At 60.6% G+C, this 18,260-nt stretch carries 20 protein-coding genes; 3 read left to right on the plus strand and 17 right to left on the minus strand.

Annotation, left to right across the window (positions count from 1 at the left end; genetic code table 11):
- Positions 1-51: 51 nt before the first annotated feature.
- Both ccmB and ccmA read right to left on the minus strand, forming a co-directional pair.
- Entirely contained in the window at positions 52-720 is a 669-nt protein-coding gene (gene ccmB / locus ACP7BE_RS07125) for a heme exporter protein CcmB (protein WP_016781529.1), read from the minus strand.
- Positions 717-1,352 carry a cytochrome c biogenesis heme-transporting ATPase CcmA gene (ccmA, locus tag ACP7BE_RS07130; RefSeq protein ID WP_095018952.1) on the minus strand — a complete coding sequence of 212 codons (636 nt, stop codon included), beginning with the start codon at positions 1,350-1,352 and terminating at the stop codon, positions 717-719. Before ccmA ends, ccmB begins: the two co-directional genes overlap by 4 nt.
- 192 nt (positions 1,353-1,544) lie before the next feature.
- Between ccmA and ACP7BE_RS07135 the strand changes: the two genes are divergently transcribed.
- Positions 1,545-3,116: a flagellar hook-length control protein FliK gene (locus ACP7BE_RS07135; RefSeq protein WP_426105295.1), complete on the plus strand. Its 1,572-nt coding sequence runs from the start codon at positions 1,545-1,547 to the stop codon at positions 3,114-3,116.
- Positions 3,113-3,430, plus strand: a complete 318-nt coding sequence (locus ACP7BE_RS07140; RefSeq protein WP_095002080.1) for an EscU/YscU/HrcU family type III secretion system export apparatus switch protein — start codon at positions 3,113-3,115, stop codon at positions 3,428-3,430. The genes ACP7BE_RS07135 and ACP7BE_RS07140 overlap by 4 nt, the downstream gene beginning before the upstream one ends.
- 24 nt (positions 3,431-3,454) lie before the next feature.
- On the opposite strand, the gene ACP7BE_RS07145 is transcribed toward ACP7BE_RS07140, so the two are convergent.
- Both ACP7BE_RS07145 and ACP7BE_RS07150 read right to left on the minus strand, forming a co-directional pair.
- Positions 3,455-4,744, minus strand: coding sequence for an amidase (locus ACP7BE_RS07145; protein ID WP_426105297.1), 1,290 nt, complete (start codon positions 4,742-4,744; stop codon positions 3,455-3,457).
- A gap of 29 nt (positions 4,745-4,773) precedes the next feature.
- Complete coding sequence (locus ACP7BE_RS07150; protein ID WP_095002082.1) at positions 4,774-5,187, minus strand: VOC family protein; 414 nt, start codon at positions 5,185-5,187, stop codon at positions 4,774-4,776.
- A gap of 108 nt (positions 5,188-5,295) precedes the next feature.
- Here ACP7BE_RS07150 and ACP7BE_RS07155 point away from each other — a divergent pair, with 108 nt between their 5' ends.
- Entirely contained in the window at positions 5,296-6,171 is an 876-nt protein-coding gene (locus ACP7BE_RS07155; protein ID WP_095002083.1) for a LysR substrate-binding domain-containing protein, read from the plus strand.
- Between the two features lie 56 nt (positions 6,172-6,227).
- Here the strand turns inward: ACP7BE_RS07155 and ACP7BE_RS07160 are convergent, their stop codons facing one another.
- The 13 genes from ACP7BE_RS07160 to flhF all read right to left on the minus strand — a co-directional run bounded on the left by ACP7BE_RS07160 (position 6,228) and on the right by flhF (position 18,260).
- The gene (locus tag ACP7BE_RS07160) at positions 6,228-6,620 is read right to left on the minus strand and encodes a DUF2802 domain-containing protein (protein ID WP_095002084.1); all 393 of its coding nucleotides are present in this window, start codon (positions 6,618-6,620) and stop codon (positions 6,228-6,230) included.
- Positions 6,621-7,100: a chemotaxis protein CheW gene (locus tag ACP7BE_RS07165; protein ID WP_016781537.1), complete on the minus strand. Its 480-nt coding sequence runs from the start codon at positions 7,098-7,100 to the stop codon at positions 6,621-6,623. It abuts the gene before it with no gap.
- A gap of 81 nt (positions 7,101-7,181) precedes the next feature.
- Positions 7,182-7,910, minus strand: a complete 729-nt coding sequence (locus tag ACP7BE_RS07170) for a CheW domain-containing protein (protein ID WP_095024383.1) — start codon at positions 7,908-7,910, stop codon at positions 7,182-7,184.
- Between the two features lie 84 nt (positions 7,911-7,994).
- On the minus strand, positions 7,995-8,783 hold the full coding sequence (locus ACP7BE_RS07175) for a ParA family protein (protein WP_095002086.1): 789 nt from the start codon (positions 8,781-8,783) through the stop codon (positions 7,995-7,997).
- A 39-nt stretch (positions 8,784-8,822) separates the two neighbouring features.
- Positions 8,823-9,713 (minus strand): flagellar motor protein MotD, encoded by an 891-nt coding sequence (gene motD / locus ACP7BE_RS07180; RefSeq protein WP_095002087.1) that lies wholly within the window; start codon positions 9,711-9,713, stop codon positions 8,823-8,825.
- Positions 9,714-9,715: 2 nt separating this feature from the next.
- Positions 9,716-10,456: a flagellar motor protein gene (locus ACP7BE_RS07185; RefSeq protein ID WP_095002088.1), complete on the minus strand. Its 741-nt coding sequence runs from the start codon at positions 10,454-10,456 to the stop codon at positions 9,716-9,718.
- The gene (locus ACP7BE_RS07190) at positions 10,456-11,601 is read right to left on the minus strand and encodes a chemotaxis response regulator protein-glutamate methylesterase (protein WP_337859473.1); all 1,146 of its coding nucleotides are present in this window, start codon (positions 11,599-11,601) and stop codon (positions 10,456-10,458) included. The genes ACP7BE_RS07185 and ACP7BE_RS07190 overlap by 1 nt, the downstream gene beginning before the upstream one ends.
- Before the next feature lie 47 nt (positions 11,602-11,648).
- On the minus strand, positions 11,649-13,817 hold the full coding sequence (locus tag ACP7BE_RS07195; RefSeq protein ID WP_338660249.1) for a chemotaxis protein CheA: 2,169 nt from the start codon (positions 13,815-13,817) through the stop codon (positions 11,649-11,651).
- Between the two features lie 64 nt (positions 13,818-13,881).
- Positions 13,882-14,670, minus strand: a complete 789-nt coding sequence (locus ACP7BE_RS07200) for a protein phosphatase CheZ (RefSeq protein ID WP_095018900.1) — start codon at positions 14,668-14,670, stop codon at positions 13,882-13,884.
- Between the two features lie 20 nt (positions 14,671-14,690).
- Positions 14,691-15,062 (minus strand): chemotaxis response regulator CheY, encoded by a 372-nt coding sequence (locus ACP7BE_RS07205; protein WP_162939305.1) that lies wholly within the window; start codon positions 15,060-15,062, stop codon positions 14,691-14,693.
- Between the two features lie 194 nt (positions 15,063-15,256).
- Positions 15,257-15,997: an RNA polymerase sigma factor FliA gene (gene fliA / locus ACP7BE_RS07210; protein WP_016781546.1), complete on the minus strand. Its 741-nt coding sequence runs from the start codon at positions 15,995-15,997 to the stop codon at positions 15,257-15,259.
- A complete protein-coding gene (gene fleN, locus ACP7BE_RS07215; RefSeq protein ID WP_016781547.1) occupies positions 15,997-16,824 on the minus strand; it encodes a flagellar synthesis regulator FleN in 828 nt (275 codons plus the stop codon). Before fleN ends, fliA begins: the two co-directional genes overlap by 1 nt.
- Before the next feature lie 119 nt (positions 16,825-16,943).
- Entirely contained in the window at positions 16,944-18,260 is a 1,317-nt protein-coding gene (flhF, locus tag ACP7BE_RS07220) for a flagellar biosynthesis protein FlhF (RefSeq protein ID WP_095002596.1), read from the minus strand.

Consider the following 18,260-nt stretch of genomic DNA (forward strand, 5'->3'; position numbering starts at 1 on the left):
GTGCTGTCATGCCAGCCAGGGTCTTTACTGGCCCACGCAGGCCAGACCTCATTATTCGCCGACGCTGATTTTCAGGCCGGCAGCTATTGCAAAAGGTGTCAGGGTTACAGCCAGGGCGGTCAGGCTACCAAGCCACAGCAAATAACCGGTTGCAGGCATGCCTTGCAATGCCGCCTGCAGGGCGCCACTACCAAGGATCAATACCGGGATATATAAAGGCAAAATCAGCAGCGCCAGCAGCAAGCCGCCGCGCTTGAGGCCCACGGTCAGGGCAGCGCCCACGGCACCAAGCAGGCTCAACACTGGCGTCCCCAGCAGCAACGACATCAGCAACACCGGCAGGCACGCCACCGGCAGCCCGAGCATCAGGGCCAGCAGGGGTGACAGGATCACCAGCGCCAGACCGGAAAACGCCCAGTGTGCCAGCACCTTGGCCAGTACCAGTAGAGGCAGGGGGTGCGACGAAAGGACCCACTGCTCAAGCGATCCGTCCTCGAAATCACTGCGGAAAAGCCCGTCCAGCGAGAGCAAAACCGCTAAAAGGGCCGCGACCCACAGCAGTCCTGGAGACAAGGTTTGCAACAATTTCGTCTCCGGGCCAACGGCCAGCGGAAACATTGCGATGACAATCGCGAAGAACACCAACGGGTTGGCCAATTCGGCCGGGCGACGGAACAGCAAACGCGCTTCGCGCGCCACCAACACGGCAAACACACTCATACAGCCCACTGCCCCAGGTCGATATTGCGGTAACCGGCTGGCATCCGGGTCAAGGTATGGTGCGTGGTGAGCACCACCATGCCGCCGCTTTCACAGTGGCGGGCCAGGTGTTCTTCGAGTTGCGCCACGCCCTGTTTATCGAGCGCGGTAAACGGCTCATCGAGAATCCACAACGGCGGGCTGTCCAGATACAGGCGGGCCAGCGCCACACGGCGCTGCTGCCCTGCCGACAAGGTGTGGCACGGCACATCCTCAAAGCCCTGCAAGCCGACCTCGTGCAACGCAGCCCAGATGGCATCACGGGTTGCCGGGCGATGCAAGGCGCACAGCCAGCTGAGGTTTTCTTCCGCCGTGAGCAAATCCTTGATTCCCGCCGCATGGCCGATCCACAGCAAGTTGCTGGTCAATTCATGACGTTGGGCGCTCAGGGCCATACCGTTAAGCCGTACTTCGCCAGCCGTTGGCTGCATCAGGCCCGCCAACAAGCGCAGCAGGCTGGTTTTGCCGCTGCCGTTGGGGCCGCTGATTTGCAGCATGTCGCCGCTGGTCAGACGCAATTCGAGGTGTTCGAACAGCATCCGCCAGTCACGCTCACAAGCGAGCGCTACGGCTTCTAAAAGAGGGCTGGTCACGTAATTGAGGCCTTCACGGTTCAAGTCGGCGCAGGCATGGCCGTTAAAGTGATGCAGGATAAATGCATTTGCGGCCTGATTCAGAGAGCTGGATCAAACAATTGTTATGTTTTTTAGGCGCTCTGAACGACGGGGCAGCATTATACATGCCATGTCCTACGCTAAAGAGGGCAATTTCGACAGGTTGTTACGATGAAAGGCGACATGAATATTCCACCCATCCCACAATCCGCCCCCAGCAGTGTGCGTCAGGGGCTTGTGGGCGGTGAAGTGCTCAAGTTGCTGCAGCCCGCAGAGGGCCTGATAAAGCCCGGCCAAAGTGCCCAGGCCGAGGTGCTGTCACTCAAGCAAAACGATCTGAGCTTCCAGCTTTTGCTCAAGTTGACCCTGGCCAGTGGCCGCGAAACCAACGTGCAGGCCAGCAGCAATTTTCCCTTGCCGCTGGGCACCCAACTGGCCGTGACCCAGCCTTCTGCGGGAAACCTTGCGATCAGCCTGCAACAGGCCCTGAGCAGCAGCGTCGCCACTCTCACCCGCCTCGATACCCGACAGTTGCCAGTGGGCACGCTGCTGCAAGGCAAGGTACTGACCACTCAAGCCCTGGCGCAGCCCGCAGGGCAACCGACGGTTTATCGGTCACTGGTGACCTTGCTCAACAGCGCACTGAGCGGCGCGACCCTGACCCTGGACAGCCCGCTGCCCTTGCGTATCGGCAGCTTGCTTAGCGCCCGTGTGGACGGCCCGCAGAGCCTCGAGTTTGTGCCGCTGAGCGGGCGCCAGGAACAACTGGCTGTGGCGCAACAACTGGCAACACAACAGAGCCGGCAAGGCTCGTTGGAGGGCCTTTTCAACGCCCTGCAAAAACTCCCGGCCACTGCCGACATGCCTGCTGAGCTGCGTGCATCCATCGACAAACTATTAGCCGGTTTGCCTACGCCCTACCAACTGAGCAACGCCAAAGGCCTGGGTGATGCCCTGCTCAACAGCGGGGCATTTCTGGAGGCCCGACTGCTGACCGGGCAAACCCCGGCACAGGCCCCTGACATGAAAGCTACCTTGCTGCGCCTTATTGCGCAGATCCTGCCCGGTCTGCCGTCAAGCACCAGTTTCAACCCCGGCATGGCTGCCAGCACCCAGGCCCAGGCCTTGCCGACTTTTGTGCGTAATGCCCTGGGCATGCTCGGCCAGGTCAGCGCCAAACCACAGCCCGGCGGCTTCCCCTTGCCCCAGCGCTTGCTGCAGAACGGTGAAGGTGAAGACAGCCTGGAGAACTTGCTGAAACTGGCAGCAGCAGCTGTCTCGCGGCTGCAAAGCCATCAGCTGTCCAGCCTGGAACAGAGTGGGCGCACGGCCGAGGGTGGTGTACTGACCACCTGGCAACTGGAAATCCCCATGCGCAATGCTCACGACATCGTACCTTTGCAGGTCAAGTTCCAGCGTGAAGACCCGCCGGAAAAACAAGCGCAAGACAAAACCGAATCCCGGGAGATCAAGGATCAACTATGGCGCGTGGAGCTGGCCTTCGACCTCGCCCCCCTGGGCCCGCTGCATGTGCAGGCGCAACTGTTGCGGGGCAACCTGTCGGGCCAGCTCTGGGCCGAACAGGCATACACCGCCCGCCTGATCGAAAGTCAGCTGGGCAACTTGCGTCAGCGTCTGAGTGATGCCGGGTTGAGCGTGACCGATCTGGATTGCCATCAAGGCATCCCGCCGCAAAGTGGCCATACCCGTCTGGAACAACGCTGGGTCGATGAAACCGCATGAATACACCTGCAGAACCGCGCCAGGCGATTGCCCTCAAATACGACGGCAAACAGGCCCCTACCCTCACCGCCAAGGGCGATGACGAACTGGCCGAAGCCATCCTGGCGCTGGCCCGTGAACACGAAGTGCCGATTTATGAAAATGCCGAGCTGGTCAAATTACTGGCGCGCATGGAATTGGGTGACAGCATCCCGCAAGAGCTGTACCGCACACTGGCAGAGATCATTGCCTTTGCCTGGCAGCTTAAAGGTAAATTCCCAGAGGGTTTTGCCCCCCAGACCGAGCCGGAGGAACGCGACATCACTCCCCGTTGAACGCTCTATCGCCTTCGGCAGCTGCTACAGACCGGGCGTTGAGCGCAGGGCGCTATCCACCTGCTGCGCCGCTTCGAGCAGCCTGCTGTCCTGGCGAAACCCGCCAATCAGTTGTAGCCCCGCTGGCAGCTCCCCCGACGCCCGGGGCATCGGAATATTGAGCTGGGGCAGGCCGAATGCCATCCAGAACTTGCAGAAGTCTGATGGCCCGGTGCTCAGCAACCCCAGTGGCGCAACCATGCCGCAGGTGGCACCCAGCATCGCGTCAAAGGCTTCGAAATGCTCCTTCAACACCGGCGCCAACGCCGCCAGCCGAGCCTTCGCTGCCGTTTCCTGCTGCCAACTGGTGGCCCGCGCCCTATCAATCATGGCCAGCACTTGCGGGCTCAGTTGCTCGGGGTTCGATTGCCACTCCTTGCTCAGTGAACGGGCACCCTCGCAGTCATTGATCAACTGATGATCATCGAAAACACTGGCAAACTCGTCCTCCAGTATCACCTCGGTGACGCTGTGGCCTGCGGTTTTCAATTGTTCCATAGCTGCCAGCAGGGCCTTAGCCACCGGAGGATCGATCTGATCCCAACGCGACGTACGACAAAACCCGAATGATCGGGCGCCATTCTCCCCGTTCGTTTGCGGCAAGCCGGGCACCAGTACCCGGGCGAGCAGCGCCAGGTCGCGAACCGAACGGCCATACCAGCCCAGGGTGTCGAAGCTCGGCGCCAGGGGCTTGACCCCTTCCAGGGAAACCAGCCCATGGGACGGCTTGAAGGCATACAACCCGCAATAGGATGCAGGCTTAAGCAGCGAGCCCGCCGTTTGCGTGCCCAGGGCAAGGGGGAAAAAACCCGCGGCCATGCCCGCAGCAGAGCCGGCACTGGAGCTGCCCGGCGTCCTCTGCAGGTCATGGGGATTACGCGTCGGCCCCGTGTGCATATAGGCAAATTCAGTGGTATGGGTTTTACCCATGATCACCGCCCCGGCCTGACGCAGCAGCGCAACCACATGGGCATCCCGCGAGGGCCGGTTGTGGGCGTAGATCGGCGAGTAAAATGCTGTCGGATGGTCGCCGGTATCAATGATGTCCTTGACCCCCACCGGCACACCGGCCAATAAACCATTGATCTGCGGGCTGCCCAGGCACTGCGCCTGTTTACGTACGCACTGCGCATCGAGCGCGGCAAACGCCTGGATTGCAGGTTCGCGGGCATTGCTTTGCGCCAGAAAATGCTCAGCCACCTGCCCGGGGCCAAGCAGCGCCTTGCGTACGTGTTCGGCGATCGCGCAGGCATCTGCAGTGTCAAGAAAGCTCATGTGATGTTTAACCTCGGATTATGGCTGCGTTACACGGCATACACCGCTGCCCAATCGGCAAAACCCTTGATCTCAATGGGGTTGCCCGAGGGGTCGAGGAAAAACATCGTCGCCTGCTCCCCCGCTGTCCCGGCAAAGCGCAGGGTCGGCTCCAGTACAAACTGTACGTCACGGCTCAGCAGGCGTTCTTTGAGAGCGTGCCAGTCGGGCATGGCCAGTACCACGCCAAAATGCGGCATGGGCACCCGGTGCTCGCCGACTTTCCCGGTATTGCTAACGGAAAACGGCTCGCCCAGATGCAACGACAACTGATGGCCGAAAAAGTCGATATCTACCCAGCTCTCCGTGCTGCGGCCCTCAGCACAGCCCAGCACGTCGCAGTAAAAGCGCCGCGCCGAGACCAGGTCGTGAACGTGATAGGCGAAATGAAAAAGCGATTGCACAGTGACCTCCTGAAACCGGAACAGGCCAGATGGCCCTTGCGCCAATGATGCATTGCTGTCTTCAATAGAACTAACCTGTTATTTTATCCGTGAAAGAAAGAAATTCTTATGGATACGCGCTACCTCAAAAGCCTGATCGCCGTGGTGGATTGCGGCTCGATTGCCAGGGCAGCACGCCTGGAAAACCTCACTGCCGCCGCCGTCAGCCAGCGCATTCTGGCCCTTGAGCGCCAGCTCGGGCTGGAGCTTCTGGTGCGCATCGGGCATGAGGCCAAACCCAGCCTGGCCTGCCTGGATTTACTGCCCCGGGCACGTGCCATCGTCAATGAAGTGGCGCTGCTGGCAGGTGATGCCGATAGCCAGGGCCTGACCGGCCCCTTGCGCATCGGCGCCATTTCAACCGTGCTCACGGGGCTTCTGCCACAGGCCTTGCGCGCCTTGACCCGCTCAACCCCGCAACTGAAACCGGTCATAGTGCCCGGCACATCGCGCGCGCTGTATCAGGCGCTGGAGGCCAATGAGCTGGATGCCGCGATTGTGGTCGCACCGCCCTTTGCACTGAGCAAAACCTTCGAGGGGGTGGTGCTGCGCAAGGAGCCTTTGCTGTTTATTTCCAATGAACCCTCCACGCAAGGCATCGACGCCCGCCTGCAACACTGCCCGTACATTCAGTATGACCCCGATGCCTGGGGCGGCCGCCATGCCCTGCAGTACTTGCAGGATCACAGCCTGTCACCCGCTGCCCTGCTCGATCTGGATGCACTGGAAACCATCGCCCTGCTCACGGCACAGGGCCTTGGGGTGAGTCTGGTGCCATGCTGGTCGGGAATTGAGCGCTGGACCGGCAGTTGTGTGCTGGAGCCGGTCGGGGATGAGCGCTATGACCGAGAAATTGTGCTGCTCAGCCATGCCCAGGGGCCAAGGTTGCGGATGGTAGACGTATTGCAGCGGGCGCTGCTGGAGACTGCAGGCAGTCATCTGTAGCCGCTGAGGAGCGCAGCCTCACTACGCACTTGAGCGGCTACGGTCAGTCACCCAACTCAACCCTTGTACATTTTGCTCATCAGTTCGGCTTCAGCCTGGGTCAGGCCGCATGCCTGGGTCAGCTCATCAACACTGGCACCCATGCTCACCAGCCGCGCCGCCTGGTTGAACGACAGGCTGGTAGGGTCACGCTGCTCAAGCTGAGTCAGCTTCTCGGGCAGCGGCGCAACCACGGCGCGCAATTCGTGCAGGGCTTCGCCCATCTGCACATTGCCGTTCTGGTAGGTATCCAGGCGCCGCGCCAGTTCCCGAAGGCGCCGGTCTCGCTGTTCATCGGCCGCAGCCTGTTGCGCCACAAGCACCCGCTGGCGGCGCACGTGGCTGACAAACAGCCACAGGGTCACGGCCCACAACAGGCCCAGGACAATTACCGCCGCCTCAAGGATCAATCAGATGTTCTCCAGATCCGACCATTCTTCCTCGGTCATCATTTTGTCCAGTTCAACCAGAATCAGCAGTTCGCCGTTCTTGTTGCACACACCCTGGATAAACTTGGCCGATTCGTCATTGCCCACGTTAGGCGCCGTTTCGATTTCGGACTGACGCAGATACACCACCTCTGCCACGCTATCGACCAGAATCCCAACCACTTGCTTGTCGGCTTCGATGATGACGATGCGCGAGTTATCGGTGATTTCGGCGTTGTACAGACCAAAACGCTGACGCGTGTCTATGACCGTTACTACGTTGCCGCGCAGGTTGATAATACCCAACACGTAGGAAGGCGCACCCGGTACCGGGGCGATTTCGGTGTAACGCAGCACTTCCTGCACTTGCATCACATTGATGCCATAGGTTTCGTTGTCCAGCTTGAAGGTAACCCATTGCAGGATCGGATCTTCAGAACCCTGTGCCGCTGACTGTTTCATACCCCAAACCCCTGACTGAAATACTGCTCGATTCTGATAACTGGCGATCCGCCCTCGCAGGTGAATCGACCACGATTATTGTTATGACTTGCCCTTGGCGATCAATGCCGCCAGTTGCTCCACATCCAGCAATGCGCACATGTGTTCAATCACAGTGCCCGCCAGCCACGGCCGTTGCCCGCGCTGTGAACGCCATTTGATTTCGTTGGGGTGCAGGCGCAACGAACGGCTGACCTGATGCACCGCCAGCCCCCATTCGTAACCCTGTACCGAAATCACGTATTGCAGCCCTTCGCGCAGGTCGTCGCGATAGCGTTCAGGCATCACCCAGCGCGCGGTATCGAGCACGTTGAGCTTGCCGCTCTGGCTGGGCAGGATCCCCAGAAACCAGTCTGGCTGGCCAAACAGCGGAGTGAGTTCACGCCCGGCCAGTGAGTAGATCGAGCCCAGGCACACCAATGGCACCGCCAGGGTCAACCCCGCCACGTCGAACAGCAGGCACTCGAAAGGTTCGGCAGCCCAGGCCGGGCGACCATCATCGGGAACCGGCAAATGCGCCCCGGGGGCACTGGGCCGATGGACTTCGACCAGCGGATGGGCCAGCGCCTCGGCAGGCACACCGACCTCAGACAGCTCCACCGGCATCGCCAACGGCGCTTCAATGGGTTGCGCGGCGGCAGGTTCCGCCTCCGGCTGCGCGGGTGCGGGTTCAGCCGCTTCCAGCGCCTGGGTTGCATCAAACAGCAAGTCGTCGAGGTACGACTGCAAGGCCACTTGCGAGCGGTTGGAAAGTGCTACTGGCTGCGTCATAAAGTGCCCCACTCATCAGCCTCGCGACAGAGACCTGTAGTCGTTATCGGCCAGACCCGACCGATACTTGAATGCCCGCCCACTTCACGCCACCTGCGGTGCAAGCTGGCGGGTGAGGACGTGCTTGAGCAACGCACGGTAGGCGATCACTCCACGGGTTTTCTCATCGAACTGCGAAGGCGTCTGCCCGGCACGGCTGGCATCGCGCAAACGAGTATCGACCGGGATAAAACCCTGCCACAGGGTCTCGGGGTACACATCGCGCAATACTCGCAAGGTACTCATCGACGCCTGGGTACGACGGTCGAACAACGTCGGCACGATACAGAACGGCAGCTCCTGGGGGCGCGAGCGGTTGATCATGCGCAGGGTATGCACCATGCGTTCCAGGCCCTTTAGCGCCAGATGTTCGGTTTGCACCGGGATGATCAACTGCTGACTGGCCGCCAGCGCGTTGACCATCAACACACCCAGAATCGGCGGGCTGTCGATGATCGCGTAGTCATAGTCCTGCCACAGTTGCGCCAGGCTGCGGGCAATCACAAGGCCCAGGCCGCTTTGCCCCGGAGCCTGACGCTCGAGGGTCGCCAGGGCCGTGGTGGCCGGTAGCAAGGAAATTTTCTCGTGGCTGGTGGGCAACAGCAATTGCGCGGCCAGGCCCTCAGGCACCTGGCCCTGATGCAGAAACAAGTCGTAGACACTGTGTTCCAGACCATCGGGGTCATAACCGAAGTAGCTGGTCATGGAGCCGTGCGGGTCAAGATCGACCACCACCACGCGCTTGCCCGCCTCTGCCAGCAAACCGGCCAGGGCGATGGATGTGGTGGTCTTGCCGACCCCACCTTTTTGATTGGCTACTGCCCAGACTCTCATTCAGTTGTTCCTCCCGGCTGCATGCGTGCCGGCCGAGATTTATAGGGTTGGCGACGGGGAATTGACGGCATTCCCGCGAACCAGTGGCTGTGTCTGTGGCGGTGCAGTTTGTGTGCCAGCCCGCTTCAAGGCGGCATCCGGTGTTGCATGGGCGCTGCCCGTGCCAGTCAGGCTGCGGCGTACCTCAAGGTTGCGCGACACCACCAGCACTACCCGGCGATTGAGCGCGCGCCCCTCTGGCGTAGCGTTGTTGGCCACCGGCTGAAACTCGCCGTAGCCCACCGAGGCCATGCGCCCGGGGCTGACCCCCTGCATGGCGAGCATGCGCACGATGCTTGCCGAGCGCGCCGATGACAGTTCCCAGTTGGTCGGGTACTGCGCGGTCCGGATCGGCAGGTCGTCAGTAAACCCTTCGACATGTATCGGGTTTTCAAAGGGTTTGAGTACTGCGGCCACTTTGTCGATGATCTCGAAAGCTGCATTGCTGGGCATCGCATCACCGCTGCCGAACAGCAGGCTGGAGTTGAGTTCGATCTCGACCCACAGCTCATTGCCGCGCACCGTCAATTGTTTGGACGCGATCAAATCACCAAAGGCATGGGTGATGTCATTGGCAATGGTCTTGAGCGGGTCATCGGGGCGCTGCCCCAAACCGGCGTCAGTATTTTCGCTGTCTTTTATCAAGGGTTCGGCAGGCTGGGTGGTCAGCGGACGCTCTTCACCGATGGGCACCGGCTTGATGCTGCGCTCGGTGTCATTGAACACACCGACCAGCGCCTGGGAAATCACTCGGTACTTGCCCTCATTGATAGAAGAAATCGAGTACATGACGACGAAAAAGGCAAACAGCAAGGTGATGAAGTCCGCGTAGGACACAAGCCAGCGTTCGTGATTGACGTGTTCATCCGCGTGGCGACGGCGCCGGCTCATAGTTAACCTGTAAAGCCTTGAAGTTTGAGTTCAATGGAGCGCGGGTTCTCGCCCTCGGCAATCGACAGGATGCCTTCGAGCAACATCTCGCGGTACAGCGACTGGCGCATGGCAATGGCCTTGAGCTTGCTGGCAATGGGCAGCAACACCAGGTTGGCGCTGGCCACCCCGTAAATGGTCGCGACAAACGCCACCGCAATGCCACTGCCCAGTTGCCCTGGATCGGCCAGGTTGCCCATAACGTGGATCAAGCCCATGACCGCGCCAATAATGCCGATGGTCGGGGCGTAACCGCCCATGCTCTCAAACACCTTGGCGGCCTCGATATCGCGGCTTTCCTGGGTCATGTAGTCGACTTCCAGCACGCTGCGAATGGTTTCCGGCTCTACTCCGTCGACCAGCAATTGCAGGCCCTTGCGCGAATAGCTGTCGGGCTCGGTATCGGCCATGCCTTCCAGGCCGAGCAAGCCTTCCTTGCGGGCCGTAAGGCTCCAGTTGACGACACGGTCGATACCGCCCGTCATGTCGATACGTGGCGGAAACAGAATCCACACCACGGTCTGCATTGCGCGTTTGAACGCACTCATGGGCGACTGCAGCAATGCCGCGCCCACAGTGCCGCCCAGCACGATCAACGCTGCCGGGCCATTGGCCAGAGCGCCCAGATGGCCCCCCTCCAGGTAGTTGCCGCCGATAATCGCGACAAACGCCATGATGATGCCAATCAGACTGAGCACGTCCATCAGTGGCAAGCCTCGGCCAGGTGCCGGCCAATGTCATCGAGGCTGTACACCGCATCGGCCAGGCCGGCTTTGATGATGGCCATGGGCATGCCGTAAATCACGCAACTGGCTTCGTCCTGGGCCCATACCTGGCTGCCGCCCTGTTTGAGCATGCGTGCGCCTTCGCGGCCGTCCGCGCCCATGCCGGTCAATACCACCGCCAAAACTTTGTCACCAAAGGATTTGGCCGCCGAGCCGAAGGTGATATCCACGCACGGTTTGTAGTTGAGGCGCTCATCGCCCGGCAGGATGCGTACGGCGCCACGGCCGTCGATCATCATTTGCTTGCCGCCAGGTGCCAGCAAGGCCAGACCGGGGCGCAGGATATCGCCGTCCTCGGCTTCCTTGACACTGATGCGGCAAAGCTTGTCCAGCCGCTCGGCAAACGCCTTGGTGAACGCGGCCGGCATATGCTGCACAAGCACGATCGGCGCCGGGAAATTGCCCGGTAACTGAGTCAGTACCCGTTGCAAGGCCACCGGCCCACCGGTTGAAGTACCGATAGCCACCAGCTTGTAAGCCTTGCGCTTGGGTGCGGCAGCCGCCGGGGTTGGCACAGGGCCGCCACGGCTGGCAATGGGTGTGGTGCGCACCGGCGCGGCCGCCGCGGCCGGCGCGACGAAACCGCCCAGCCCGGGCCGGGGCGCAGGGGTCGGGGTCGGGGCCGCCGCTGCCGGTACAGGTGCGCTGTAGCTGGACATGCGCCTGTTGCTGCGCGAGATGCTGTGTACTTTTTCACACAGCATCTGTTTGACCTTCTCGGGGTTACGCGAGATGTCTTCAAAGTTTTTCGGCAGAAAATCCACCGCCCCGGCGTCCAGCGCATCGAGGGTCACGCGGGCACCCTCGTGGGTCAGCGAGGAGAACATCAACACCGGGGTCGGGCAGCGCTGCATGATATGGCGCACTGCAGTGATGCCATCCATCATCGGCATCTCGTAATCCATGGTGATCACGTCCGGCTTGAGCGCCAGCGCCTGATCAATCGCTTCCTTGCCGTTGGTGGCGGTGCCGATCACTTGAATCGTCGGGTCAGCCGACAGAATTTCCGAGACACGACGGCGGAAAAAACCGGAATCATCCACCACCAGGACCTTGACTACCATAAACACTCCGTTAGGCGGTACGGGGCACGAGCCCCGAGGCACCAGAATCAAATACGCCGTGATGCGTAATGCTTGAGCATGCTCGGAACATCCAGAATCAAGGCAATACGACCATCACCGGTGATGGTGGCACCCGACATGCCTGGCGTGCCCTGGAGCATCTTGCCCAAAGGCTTGATCACCACTTCTTCCTGGCCGACCAGTTGATCGACCACAAAACCGATGCGCTGGGTGCCGATCGAGAGAATCACCACATGCCCTTCGCGCTGCTCTTCGTGTGCAGCAGATGCCACCAGCCAGCGCTTGAGGTAGAACAGCGGCAGTGCCTTGTCGCGCACGATCACCACTTCCTGACCGTCGACCACGTTGGTGCGCGACAGGTCGAGGTGGAAGATTTCGTTGACGTTGACCAGCGGGAAAGCAAACGCCTGATTACCCAGCATCACCATCAGGGTCGGCATAATGGCCAGGGTCAGGGGCACCTTGATGACGATTTTTGAACCACGGCCCAGGGCCGACTCGATACTCAACGAACCATTGAGCTGGGCAATCTTGGTTTTCACCACGTCCATGCCCACGCCACGCCCGGACACATCGCTGATTTCGGTCTTGGTCGAAAAACCCGGGGCAAAGATCAGGTTGTAGCAGTCGTTTTCACTCAGGCGATCGGCCGCATCCTTGTCCATCAAGCCTTTTTTCACCGCCAGGGAACGCAGGAAGTTGGCGTCCATGCCTTTGCCATCGTCAGAGATCGACAGCAGGATATGGTCGCCCTCCTGCTCGGCCGACAAAATCACCCGACCACAGCTCGGTTTGCCGGCGGCGGCGCGTTCTTCCGGGGTTTCGCAGCCGTGGTCGACGGCGTTGCGCACCAGGTGGACCAGCGGGTCGGCCAGGGCCTCGACGAGGTTTTTGTCCAGGTCGGTCTCTTCGCCCACCAGCTCCAGGCTGATTTCTTTTTTCAGCTGCCGTGCCAGGTCCCGTACCAGGCGCGGGAAGCGGCCGAAAACTTTCTTGATCGGCTGCATCCGCGTTTTCATCACCGCGGTTTGCAGGTCGGCGGTGACCACGTCGAGGTTGGACAGCGCCTTGGCCATCTCCTCGTCATGACTGTTCAGGCCCAGGCGCACCAGACGGTTACGCACCAGCACCAGCTCGCCGACCATATTCATGATGTCATCGAGCCGCGCGGTATCGACGCGCACGGTGGTTTCAGCCTCGCTGGCCACCGGTTTTTCTGCAGGCGCAGCCGCGCCACGGGCCGGGCCCGGTCGTGCCGCCGCTACCGGCTTGGCCGGGGCAACTGCAGCCACCACGGCTGCCGAGTCGGCGCTGAATTTGCCTTTGCCGTGCATCTGGTCGAGCAAGGCTTCAAATTCGTGATCGCTGATCAGGTCAGGGTCGCCCGCAGGCACCACGGCAGTGACCGCAGGCTCGGCAGGTGCCGCGGTCGCGGTGTCCAGCCCATCGGTATTGAACGAACCCTTGCCATGCAATTGATCAAGCAGGGCTTCGAATTCATCGTCGGTGATTTCATTGCTGACTTCGGCGGCCACGGCGGGCGCTTCGTCGGCCACAGTGGCCACCGCCGCTTCCATCGAAAACTGGCCCTTGCCGTGCAATTGGTCGAGCAGCAATTCAAACTCGGCGTCGCTTATTTCGTCGCTGGTCGTGCTTTGTGTTGTGGCCACCGCCTCAGGCTCGGCCGCGGCCGCCTTGACCGCATCGAGGGAATCGAGCAACTGCTCGAACTCGCTGTCGGTGATATCGGTCACCGGGGCTTCACCCACCGGTTCAGGCACTGCAACAACCGCTGCTTGCACAGCAGCAGGCTCGGCCAGGCGCGCCAGGGCCGCCAGCAACTCGGGAGTCGCGGCAGTGATCGGGCTGCGCTCACGCACTTCGCTGAACATGCCATTGACCGCATCCAGGGCCTCAAGCACCACATCCATCAGCTCCGCGTCAACGCTGCGCTCACCCTTGCGCAGGATGTCGAAGACGTTTTCGGCGATGTGACAGCACTCCACCAACTCATGGAGCTGCAGGAAGCCGGCGCCCCCTTTTACAGTGTGAAAACCGCGAAAAATGGCATTGAGCAGATCCGCATCATCCGGTCGGCTTTCCAGCTCGACCAGTTGTTCGGACAACAACTCCAGAATTTCGCCGGCTTCAACCAGGAAATCCTGAAGGATTTCTTCATCGGCGCCGAAGCTCATGTAGGTGCTCCTTGAAATAGGCTCTTCGACGCCGGGCAACAGCGCCCGCACGCCTCTTCAAGTCCTAAAAACCCAGACTGGACAACAAATCGTCAACATCATCCTGACCGGATACGACGTCATTACGTGTATCGGCATGAATCTGCGGACCTTCACCCTTGGCCTGGTTTTTTTGCAAATTATTTTCAGCGCGCAATGCATCGCGGTCGTGCTCGATCCCGGCAAAGCGATCGACCTGGCTGGCCATCAGCACCAGCTTGAGCAAATTGCTCTCCACGTCCGTGACCAGTTGCGTCACCCGCTTGATCACCTGACCGGTCAGGTCCTGGAAATCCTGAGCCAGCAAAATATCAGTCAGATTGGCGGACACGATGGTGTTTTGCGTTTCGCTGAGCGTCAAAAAACTGTCAATCCGACGCGCCAGCTCGCGAAACTCTTCGGCACCGATTTCACGGCGCATAAAACGCCCCCAATCCGCGCTCAGTTCTTTGGCTTCCTGACCCAGGCCATTGACCAGTGGCGTGCTGTTTTCCACCAGGTCCATGGTCCGGTTGGCCGCCGCTTCCGTGAGTTTCACAACATAAGCCAAACGTTCGGTGGCATCCGTGATCTGCGACACCTCTTCGGCTTGCGGCATGCCTGGATCAATATGGAAATTGACAATGGCGCTGTGCAGTTCGCGGGTCAGCTTGCCGACTTCACGATACAGCCCGCGGTCACGGGTCTGGTTGAGCTCGTGAATCAACTGCACGGCATCGCCAAACTGGCCTCGTTCAAGGCTTTCGACCAATTCGTGGGCATGTTTTTTCAGGGTCGATTCAAAATCGGCCTGTGTGCAATCTTTATGCTCCATAGTGCCCCCAAGGCAACCGCTCAACCGATGCGTTCAAAGATCTTTTCGATTTTGTCTTTGAGTGCGATAGCGGTGAACGGCTTGACTACATATCCATTAACACCGGCCTGGGCCGCTTCGATAATCTGCTCGCGCTTGGCCTCGGCGGTCACCATCAGCACCGGCAAGTGCTTGAGTTTTTCGTCGGCACGCACATGGCGCAGCAACTCGATGCCGGTCATGCCCGGCATGTTCCAGTCCGTCACCAGAAAGTCGATGTGCCCCAGGTTGAGGATCGGTAACGCGGTGGTGCCGTCGTCCGCCTCGACCGTGTTGGTGAACCCCAGGTCACGCAACAGGTTTTTAATGATCCGCCGCATCGTTGAAAAGTCATCAACGATGAGGATTTTCATGTTCTTGTCCAATTCGACCTCCAAGCAGTCTTTAACGCACCCATGTGCAGGGCACGCCATTCAATCAATTCGTTTTCAAACACGCCTAATCGACTGTGGGAGCGGGCTTGCCCGCGATGGGGTCGACGCGGTCTGTCTGATTCACCGTGTCGATCCCATCGCGGGCAAGCCCGCTCCCACAGGTATCAAGGGCCCTAGTGCGCGCGCCACTGCCCCAGGCGAGCCCGCAAGCGTGCCGCGCACTGGCTGTGCAGCTGGCTGACCCGGGACTCGCTGACCCCCAGCACTTCGCCGATTTCCTTGAGGTTCAGTTCTTCGTCGTAGTACAGCGCCAGCACTAACCGTTCACGCTCGGGCAAATGGGCGATCGCATCGGCCAGCGCGGCCTGAAAGCGTTCATCTTCAAGGTCGCGCGACGGCTCCGTGTGGGCACTCGCGCCATCTTCGTGCAACCCTTCGTGTTCGCCGTCCTGCAACAGATCGTCGAAACTGAACAGGCGGCTGCCCAGGGTGTCATTCAAGATGGCGTAATAATCATCAAGGCTTAACTGGAGTTCGGCCGCAACTTCATGATCTTTAGCGTCACAACCGGTTTTTGCTTCAATTACCCGAATGGCGTCACTGACCATGCGGGTATTGCGGTGTACCGAACGCGGTGCCCAGTCGCCCTTGCGCACTTCATCGAGCATCGCGCCACGGATACGGATGCCGGCATAGGTCTCGAAACTCGCGCCCTTGCTGGCGTCGTATTTGCCCGAAACTTCGAGCAGGCCGATCATCCCGGCCTGGATCAGGTCATCCACCTGCACACTGGCCGGCAAACGCGCCAGCAGGTGGTAGGCAATGCGCTTGACCAGGGGCGCGTAGCGCTCGATCAGCTCGTACTGGCTGTCACGGGATGACTTGCTGTACATGCGATAACCGCTGGCCGTCATTAAAAGCGCCCCCCTGCCTGCTGCACCAGGCGTTCGACAAAGAACTCAAGATGCCCCCTCGGGTTGGCTGGCAACGGCCAGGTGTCAACTTTTTGCGCGATGGCCTTGAACGCCAGCGAGCACTTGGAGCGCGGAAACGCTTCGTAGACGGCGCGCTGTTTTTGCACGGCCTTGCGCACGCATTCGTCGTAAGGCACGGCGCCCACATATTGCAGGGCCACATCGAGGAAACGGTCGGTAACCTTGGTCAGCTTGGCGAACAGATTGCGCCCTTCCTGCGGGCTTTGCGCCATATTGGCCAGCACGCGGAAGCGGTTCATGCCGTAATCGCGGTTGAGCAACTTGATCAACGCATAGGCGTCGGTGATCGAGGTCGGCTCGTCGCACACCACCAGCAGCACTTCCTGGGCTGCGCGGACAAAGCTGACCACCGACTCGCCAATCCCGGCGGCGGTGTCGATCACCAGCACATCGAGGTTGTCGCCCAGGTCGCTGAAGGCCTGGATCAGGCCGGCATGCTGCGCCGGGCTCAGGTGCACCATGCTCTGGGTGCCCGAGGCCGCCGGCACGATGCGGATCCCGCCGGGCCCCTGGAGCAATACGTCGCGCAGCTCGCAACGCCCCTCGACCACATCGGCCAGGGTGAATTTTGGGGTCAAGCCCAGCAAAACATCGACGTTCGCCAGCCCAAGGTCCGCGTCCATCAACAGAACGCGCCTGCCCAGCTCGGCCAATGCGATGGACAAGTTGACTGACACGTTAGTTTTACCGACGCCACCCTTGCCGCCGGTCACTGCGATCACCTGTACGGGATGCATGCTGCCCATGATCTTTCTTTACCTTGTCTTACTTAGACGCGGCTACATGCGTTGGCTGCTCGTTCCCCTGCGGAACAAAACCTTCAGACCAGCCGATGTAGGTACATTTCAACGTAATCTTGACTACCTCAGCCGACCCGCTTGGGTGGGCTGTGGTAGATATCAGCGAACATATCGGCCATGGCCTCTTCGCTGGGTTCTTCCTGCATTTGCACACTCACTGCGCGGCTCACCAACTGGTGACGCCGCGGCAGATGGAGATCGTCCGGGATCCGCGGGCCGTCGGTGAGGTAAGCCACCGGCAGCTCGTGACTGATCGCCAGGCTCAACACTTCGCCCAGGCTCGCGGTTTCATCCAGTTTGGTGAGGATGCAACCGGCCAGCCCGCAACGCTTGTAACTGAGGTAAGCGGCCGTCAGCACCTGCTTCTGGCTGGTAGTGGCCAACACCAGATAATTCCTGGCCTTGATTCCGCGCCCCGCCAGGCTTTCGAGCTGCAGGCGCAACGCCGGGTCGCTGGCTTGCAGGCCCGCGGTATCGACCAGCACCACGCGCTTGCGCACCAGCGGTTCAAGGGTCTGGCCCAGCGACTGGCCGGGGGCAACATGGGTTACCGGCACATTCAAGATGCGCCCCAGGGTCTTGAGTTGTTCCTGGGCGCCAATACGGAAACTGTCCATGCTCACCAGGGCGATATTCTGCGCGCCGTACTTGAGCACATAACGGGCCGCCAGCTTGGCCAGGGTGGTGGTTTTACCCATCCCGGCGGGCCCCACCATAGCGATTACGCCACCCTCTTCCAGCGGCTCCAGCTCCGGCGTGGCAATCATCCGCGCCAGGTGCGCTAGCAACATCCGCCACGCCTGGCGTGGCTCTTCGATACCGGCCACCTGCGCCAGCAGATCACGGGACAGCGGCCCGGACAAACCGATGCGCTGCAAACGGCGCCACAAGTTGGCCTGCGCGGGCTTGGCGTCCTGCAACTGGCTCCAGGCCAGCGAGCCCAGTTGCACTTCCAGCAACTCGCGCAAACCGTTGAGTTCATGGCGCATATTGTCGAATGCACGCTGATCGATCGTCGGTGCCGCGGGCGCCGGCGCAGGGCGCGGCGGTTCTTCCAGAGTCGGCTCAATCAATGGCTCGGCAGCCGTGAGCGGCAAACCGGCAAACAGCTGGCGGTTATCGCCGGCCTCGCCTTCACCGCGCAAGCTCAACTCGGCCTGGGCCGAAACAATCCGCGACTGGGTCTTGCGCAGCTCTTCTTCCAGCTCAATGTTCGGCACCCGGGGTGCCAGCGCGGACAGCTTGTAGTCCAGGGCCGCGGTCAACTCAACGCCCCCGGCAATCCGGCGGTTGCCAATAATGGCGGCGTCAGCCCCCAACTCATCACGAATCAGCTTCATGGCCTGACGCATATCGGCGGCGAAAAATCGCTTCACTTGCAT

The organism is Pseudomonas sp. TWR1-1-3, assembly GCF_049896805.1.
Taxonomy (GTDB): Bacteria; Pseudomonadota; Gammaproteobacteria; order Pseudomonadales; family Pseudomonadaceae; genus Aquipseudomonas; species Aquipseudomonas bubulae.